The organism is Opitutales bacterium, assembly GCA_013215165.1.
In the GTDB taxonomy this organism is placed as follows: Bacteria; Verrucomicrobiota; Verrucomicrobiia; order Opitutales; family JABSRG01; genus JABSRG01.
This window is the reverse complement of sequence record JABSRG010000022.1, coordinates 40,985-47,248: the sequence shown is the minus strand read 5'-3', so window position 1 is coordinate 47,248 and position 6,264 is coordinate 40,985. Positions and strand designations below refer to the sequence as shown.

The 6,264-nt window shown below is 51.5% G+C and carries 7 protein-coding genes; all 7 read right to left on the bottom strand.

Annotated features, from left to right (window positions below; all coding sequences use genetic code 11):
• Positions 1 to 264: 264 nt before the first annotated feature.
• Positions 265 to 2,445, bottom strand: coding sequence for a flagellar biosynthesis protein FlhA (gene flhA, locus HRU10_06560; protein NRA26897.1), 2,181 nt, complete (start codon positions 2,443 to 2,445; stop codon positions 265 to 267).
• An 18-nt stretch (positions 2,446 to 2,463) separates the two neighbouring features.
• The gene (locus HRU10_06555) at positions 2,464 to 3,573 is read right to left on the bottom strand and encodes an EscU/YscU/HrcU family type III secretion system export apparatus switch protein (protein NRA26896.1); all 1,110 of its coding nucleotides are present in this window, start codon (positions 3,571 to 3,573) and stop codon (positions 2,464 to 2,466) included.
• 2 nt (positions 3,574 to 3,575) lie between these two features.
• Positions 3,576 to 4,337, bottom strand: coding sequence for a flagellar biosynthetic protein FliR (locus tag HRU10_06550; GenBank protein NRA26895.1), 762 nt, complete (start codon positions 4,335 to 4,337; stop codon positions 3,576 to 3,578).
• Complete coding sequence (locus HRU10_06545; protein NRA26894.1) at positions 4,334 to 4,591, bottom strand: flagellar biosynthetic protein FliQ; 258 nt, start codon at positions 4,589 to 4,591, stop codon at positions 4,334 to 4,336. Before HRU10_06545 ends, HRU10_06550 begins: the two co-directional genes overlap by 4 nt.
• Before the next feature lie 8 nt (positions 4,592 to 4,599).
• On the bottom strand, positions 4,600 to 5,487 hold the full coding sequence (fliP, locus tag HRU10_06540) for a flagellar type III secretion system pore protein FliP (protein NRA26893.1): 888 nt from the start codon (positions 5,485 to 5,487) through the stop codon (positions 4,600 to 4,602).
• Complete coding sequence (locus tag HRU10_06535; GenBank protein NRA26892.1) at positions 5,480 to 5,914, bottom strand: flagellar biosynthetic protein FliO; 435 nt, start codon at positions 5,912 to 5,914, stop codon at positions 5,480 to 5,482. The genes fliP and HRU10_06535 overlap by 8 nt, the downstream gene beginning before the upstream one ends.
• An 83-nt stretch (positions 5,915 to 5,997) precedes the next feature.
• Positions 5,998 to 6,258, bottom strand: a complete 261-nt coding sequence (gene fliN / locus HRU10_06530; GenBank protein ID NRA26891.1) for a flagellar motor switch protein FliN — start codon at positions 6,256 to 6,258, stop codon at positions 5,998 to 6,000.
• Between the last annotated feature and the right edge of the window lie 6 nt (positions 6,259 to 6,264).

The following is a 6,264-nucleotide window of genomic DNA, read 5'->3' as shown; positions in this document are numbered from 1 at the left end:
ACGATTTTTTCTTTCTTAGCTGCCTTCATTGGTTTCGATTTCGTGTATGAAATGACAACCTATTTCAGGACGACACATCGTTGTCGTGATCGTGATCGCTGTCGGTCTGCGACTTGGATCGGTTTGATTTTCGGTCCGCGAATGAACGTTAATTTTTATAATATGTTGTGCCGAGCTGGGGCTCGACGGTCCTGGGAGGAATGCCGTGGCCTTCGACCGCCCGAAGGCGATCGCTCTAGTGATCACCCTACCCCATCCGCGCTTCTAGCCTGCGGGCTCTTGTTGGGGGAGGATGGCCGGCATATTGGGGGGGGCGGTGATGACTCCGAAGTTTTCGATGCGGGTGCTTGCGGGGAGTTCTTGGTAGGAGAGGACGTTGAGTCTGGGAAAGTTGGGCTCGAGGAAGCGGAAGAGTGCGAGGCGGATTTCGACGGAGGTGACGAGCACGGGAAGGCTTCCGGATTCGGTAAGGGACTGCAGCCGCGGATTGAGTTCGTCGATGATGTGTTGGGTCGTTTGAGGATCCATCATTAAGCCGACTTCGAATTGGGTGCGGCGCACGCGGCTAGCGAGGTATTGCTCCAGATGGGGGTCGAGGGTGACGGCATTCACTTTTCCCTCTTCGTTTTCGTAATTCTGTACGAAATACATGGAGAGTTTGCGACGGGCCTGCTCGGAGAGGTCGTCAGGGTTTTTGGTAAAGGGGGTGTAGTCTGCGAGGACTTCGAGGATGATAGCGAAGTTCTTTATGGGGATTTTCTCTTTGAGGAGGTTTTGAGTGACCCGGTGGATGAGGCCGATGCTGGCATTATCGGGGAGGAGTTCGTTGACGAGTGTCGGGTTTTTATCCTTCACCATGTCGACCAGTTTTTGGACGTCTTCGCGTTCGACGATGAGGTGGGCCAGCTCTTTGAGTGTGTCCGACAGGTGGGTAATTAAAACCGATGCTGCATCGACTACGGTGTAGCCGTTGATCTCGGCATGATTTTGCTCTTCTTCAGTGATCCACACGGCGTCTAAACCAAACACCGGCTCGACACAGGGGATGCCGTTCAACTCCACCTGACTTCCGGAAACGTTCATAGCCATTTGGCGGTTGGGCAAGACTTCGCCGCGGGCGACTTCTTTGCCTCGCAGGACAAACCGATAGCAATTCGCTTCGATTTCTACGTTATCACGGACAGCGATGGCTCCAACGATGAGGCCGTATTCCCGAGCGAAATTGGTCCGTGTCCCAGTGATGCGGTCGAGAAGATCCCCACCCTGTTTGCGGTCTGCCATATTGAGGAGACCATAGCCTAGCTCGATAGCAAAGATGTCGGTTTGGATCGCCTTCTCCATCTCCTCCGGCGCTCCGGGTTTAGGGGCGGCTTCACCATCGGTTGCCTGTTCGCCGCCCTCCCCTTCTGTGGGCCCGGGCAACGCATCGGCTTTTTCGAGGAGCCTCTGCTCTGCCTTTATCTTCTCTTCCAAGCCGTTTTTCTTGATGTAGTTAAAAGTAAAAAAGCAAACGCAGGACATGAATAGGAAGGGAAAAAAGGGCATTCCTGGGATGACTGCGAAAAAGAATAAAAGGCATCCTGCACCAAGGATGGCTCGGGGATAAATTGCCACCTGCTTGGTGAGGTATGTGCCGAGGCTGGCCCCCTCGGATGTCCGCGTGACCAGGATACCCGCTGCTACTGAAACAATGAGCGACGGCACCTGGGAAACCAGGCCGTCCCCGATGGATAACAAGGTGTAGCGTTGCAGTGCATCACCCAGTCCCATGCCTTTCTGAAGCATTCCGATCGTTATGCCCCCAATGACGTTGACGAGGGTGATGAGGATGCCTGCCACGGCGTCACCACGGACAAATTTACTCGCTCCGTCCATGGCTCCATAGAACTCGGACTCTTTCTGAAGTTCGGCACGGCGAGATCGGGCTAGGTCTTCAGAGATAAGGCCCGCATTCAGTTCGGCATCAATCGACATCTGCTTACCGGGCATGGCATCGAGTGTGAAACGCGCGGCAACTTCAGCGATACGGCCGGCACCTTTCGTGATAACGATGAAATTAATGATGATCAGGATGAGAAAGATCACTGCACCAACGATGTAGTTACCCTGAACCACAAAATTTCCGAATGAGTCGATAACGGACCCTGCATAACCGTCGATTAGGATGAGTCGCGTAGTTGCAACATTGAGCCCCAATCGAAACAGGGTGACTGAGAGCAAAATAGTTGGGAAAACTGAAAAGGATGCCGGTTTTTCTACATAGACGATGATGAGGAGAATCAGCAGTGACAGGGATATGCTGAGGGCCAGCAGCATGTCCATGAAGACAGGCGGTATCGGTAAGATCAGCAGAATAACGATACCAAAAATCGCGATGGTAAACCCGAGGTCTGGGCTCTTGAGCATCTTGCCCAAGTTCAGCGGTTTCTTTACTGTATCAGCCATAAATCAAAAAACGTGTCGTTATGACGCCAGGCGCTCCTCCAGGCGGCGCTGTTTGAGGCGGTGGTAGTAATAGCGGTGACGTTTATAGACGTAGCTGAGTATCTCAGCGATGACGGTATAGAGCTCCGCAGGTATCGGTTGATCTAAACGCCCGATGCTGTATAGCATCCGAGCAACGGGACGATTTTCGACCATCGGCACACCATGCTCAGCAGCGATCGCTTTAATGCGTTTAGCAATGTGGCCTTTACCCATGGCGACAATCATGGGAGCTGCGTCCTTGCCTTGTTCATACCTTAAGGCAATCGCGTAGTGTGTAGGGTTGGTAACGACCACGTCGGCAGTCTCAACTTTGCGCATCATGGACTTCTGGAGGATCTCTCGGGCAAACTGTTTCTGACGTCCCTTGATCTCTTGGTCCCCTTGGGAGCTTTTGTTCTCATCTTTCACTTCCTGCTTGGTCATCATCATGTCTTTGTGTGTCCTCCACTTTTGAAAGAGGAAGTGTAACAGCGCTATGATGATCATGAAGGCGATCAGGAGAGCAAAGAGCTCGAGAATGGTCTTCACAATGAAGCCGCCGATGTGTGTTACGGGGACCGGTGTGTGAAAGATGGGGTCGGCGAGAATACGATCCAGCACGCCATAGAGGATGGCTCCAATCCCGAAGAACTTCGCCACATCAAATACGAAGTTCATAAACACTTCTTTGCCAAAAAATTTCTTGAAACCGGCTACAGGATTGAAGCGAGTGAGTGACGGCTCCATGCGCTTAAGTGTCAGTTTAAACCCACTTTGCAGTCCATTTGCGACGACGGCAGTGACCGCCATAACCGCTGCAAATGGTCCCACCGCCTGCAACAAGACCTGACTCGCTTGGGCAATGTGCTCCATGGCGATCTCCTTGGTAAATTGGATGTCAGACAGGTTGTTAAACATGTAGCGCGCATACTCGGCCAGGATCATGGCAGACTCTTGAGCCATGAACAAAATCATCACAAAGGCTGACGAGAGTGATCCCACCATCCCGATCTCCTGTGCTTTCGCGAAATTACCTTTTTGGAACTGCTCCGTCTTCTTCTTCGAAGTCGGCTCCTCGGTTTTCATATCCTTATCTTCTTCAGCCATAATTAGCCTCCAAGGAATTGGGTGATGACGGACGTCATGCGTCCTATTTCGCGGTCGATGTAATGAGCGAGTAAGACGCTTGTTGTGACGAGCAGTGACAGTCCAGCCAGGATGCGCACAGCAAAACTGACCAGAAATACGTTCATCTTAGGCGCCGCACGGCCTAAAACTGAAAATACCAGGTTGATCAGGATATTTACGGCCACAAAGGGAGCAGCCATCAAAAAGCCGATATGAAAGACCCGAGCTGTCTCGGCTACGAGGGCCATGGGAGAATCAATCTCCAACCACCCCACTCCGGCGGGCAAATATACGAGGGTCTCGCCAAAACCCCAGATCAGATCGTGGTGTGCTTGGGTAACAAAGAGAATCAAGACGCCCAAATAATATAAGGCCGACGCAACCACCGAAGACTGCATGCCGCTGAGCGGGTCCATGCCTGCGGCCATCATGAGGCCCATTTCCTGGGAGATGACAAAACCGGCAAATTCAATAGCCCAAAAGGCCATCCGCGATGCCATGCCGATGAGTCCACCGATGACTACCTCTGTAAACCCGGCCACCACCAGTTCCATCGGCGAAGAAAAGAACACCGGCTCTAAGCGCATGTTCGATACGAAGGTAAATGTGAGAAACATTACAATCAACGCGCGGAATTGAGTGGGGATAAAACGCGACCCAAAGGCAGGAAATAGAAAAACAACCGGAGACAATCGGCATAGAATAAGGAATCCCAATGCCAGATCTGGAACAGAAAAGCTCATCGCCCCATGGTGCCAATCAGCTCGAAAACGCCCTGAGCGTAGTTAATCAATCCGGTGAGGAACCACCCGCCTCCAACAATCATAACTGCACTGACCGCAAACAACTTGGGCACAAAAGTCAGTGTCTGCTCCTGAATACTAGTAATCGTCTGAGCCACACTCACTGCTACCCCGACTCCAATCGCAGTGAACAAGATCGGGCTTACCATTTGCAGGGCGAACTTGATCATCGTCTGAAAGACGTCGATGGCCATTTCGATACTCATATCTGGAAACTTTGAACGATGGATTGAACAATCAGCGCCCAACCGTCGACGAGGACGAACAGGAGCAGTTTGAAGGGGAGCGATACGATGATCGGCGGCATCATCATCATCCCCATCGCCATCAGGGTGGAAGCGACCATGAAGTCGATGACGAGGAAGGGAATGAAGAGAAGAAATCCCATCTGAAAGGCAGTGCGCAGTTCGCTTAACATGAAGGACGGTATGATGACACGCATAGGAATCTCGCTCACGGCAGTGGGGCCCAAGCCACTGAGGCCGAGCATAAATTCGATATCGTCGGGACGGGTGTGCAGCATCATGAAGCTGCGAAATTGATCGCTGGTAATCTGCATCGCCTCCTTACTGGTAATCTCGCCTTCCGTGTAAGGCTGGAGTCCCATCTCGTAGGCAGTCGACAAAGTCGGCCCCATGATAAAGAAGGTCAAAAACAGGGCCAAACCGATGATGATCTGGTTGGACGGAGTGGTTTGCACCCCCATCGCGGTCCGTACAAACCCAAGCACAATGACGATGCGCGTGAAGCAAGTCATCATGATGACAATCGAGGGTGCGATAGTCAGGATAGTCATCAAGATGACGATCTGAATCGCCATTCCAAAGTCGTTGTTATCGCTGCCAAACTCGACATTAACGCTCAGCGGTCCACCGGACTGAGCTGATAGCTCTGGAACTGCGAATAAGGCGAATCCTAACAAAGCGGAGAGTAAGATCTTTGCTAAGAAATTGGAGCCGTCTGGTCTTTTTGGAGTGACTGTGGGTTTTGAGTTGTCAAACGCATCGGCGCGGCGGCAGAGCGCCGCGGCTACAACCTGGAACAAACGTGTGGTGCGGATGAACGCCGTGGTTGAAAAACCCTTAATCATCGTCCTCCAATTTGAAGGGTTCGGTATCCTCTTTCGAGTCGAGCTCGAGATCCTTCAAGTGATGGATGAAACCATGCCCCACTCCGAGTAGCATCGATTGGTTTTTATGGCGTGCTACCACAAGGTATTGGCGATTGCCCAATGAGGTGGTTTCTTCAATGACCAGTCTTTTGGTGTGGCCACCGAGGGAGCGATTGCGAAAGAAGCCTTTGCGGTTTAGCCATGTAAATCCGATGACTAATAAGGCCATCAATATAATCCAAAAACCCGCGCGTGTGAGCAGGCTTTTTGAGTCGATGGGGTCCTCACCGAAAATTTGTTCATCATCGGAAGCACCGATAGTTTTAGGAACGAATACTTGCTCCTCAGCGTTTTGTTCTGAGTCCGCTTCCTCTTGAGCCTGCAGGCTCTGAGAAACAAAACTCATTATCAATAGGTGACTCCAAAAAAAGGCCGTAAGCCATCGCCGGATAGAGCCTATCGAAGAAGTGGACTGACAAGAAGGCATCATTATTTTAGCTCGCCTACCATTTTCGTAAGTTTGATACCGAAGTTGTCCTCGACGACGACGACTTCGCCGTAGCCGATGAGTTTGCCATTCACAAACAGTCCGACGGGATCTTTAGCCTGTTGTTTGAGCTGTAGAACAGAGCCGGGGTTGAGCTCAAAGATCTCGCGCATTGGGAGTTCGCAAGATCCCAATTGAACGGTAGCTTGGACCTGCACGTCGAGTACGACGTCGAGGTTTTTTGACTCTGTAAGGTTTTCCATGAATTG

Bases quoted from the DNA above. Each gene is read 5' to 3' on its own strand.
- flhA (NRA26897.1), bottom strand. From the start codon at position 2,445: ATGGCTGATACAGTAAAGAAACCGCTGAACTTGGGCAAGATGCTCAAG.
- HRU10_06555 (NRA26896.1), bottom strand. From the start codon at position 3,573: ATGGCTGAAGAAGATAAGGATATGAAAACCGAGGAGCCGACTTCGAAG.
- HRU10_06550 (NRA26895.1), bottom strand. From the start codon at position 4,337: ATGAGCTTTTCTGTTCCAGATCTGGCATTGGGATTCCTTATTCTATGC.
- HRU10_06545 (NRA26894.1), bottom strand. From the start codon at position 4,591: ATGGCCATCGACGTCTTTCAGACGATGATCAAGTTCGCCCTGCAAATG.
- fliP (NRA26893.1), bottom strand. From the start codon at position 5,487: ATGATTAAGGGTTTTTCAACCACGGCGTTCATCCGCACCACACGTTTG.
- HRU10_06535 (NRA26892.1), bottom strand. From the start codon at position 5,914: ATGAGTTTTGTTTCTCAGAGCCTGCAGGCTCAAGAGGAAGCGGACTCA.
- fliN (NRA26891.1), bottom strand. From the start codon at position 6,258: ATGGAAAACCTTACAGAGTCAAAAAACCTCGACGTCGTACTCGACGTG.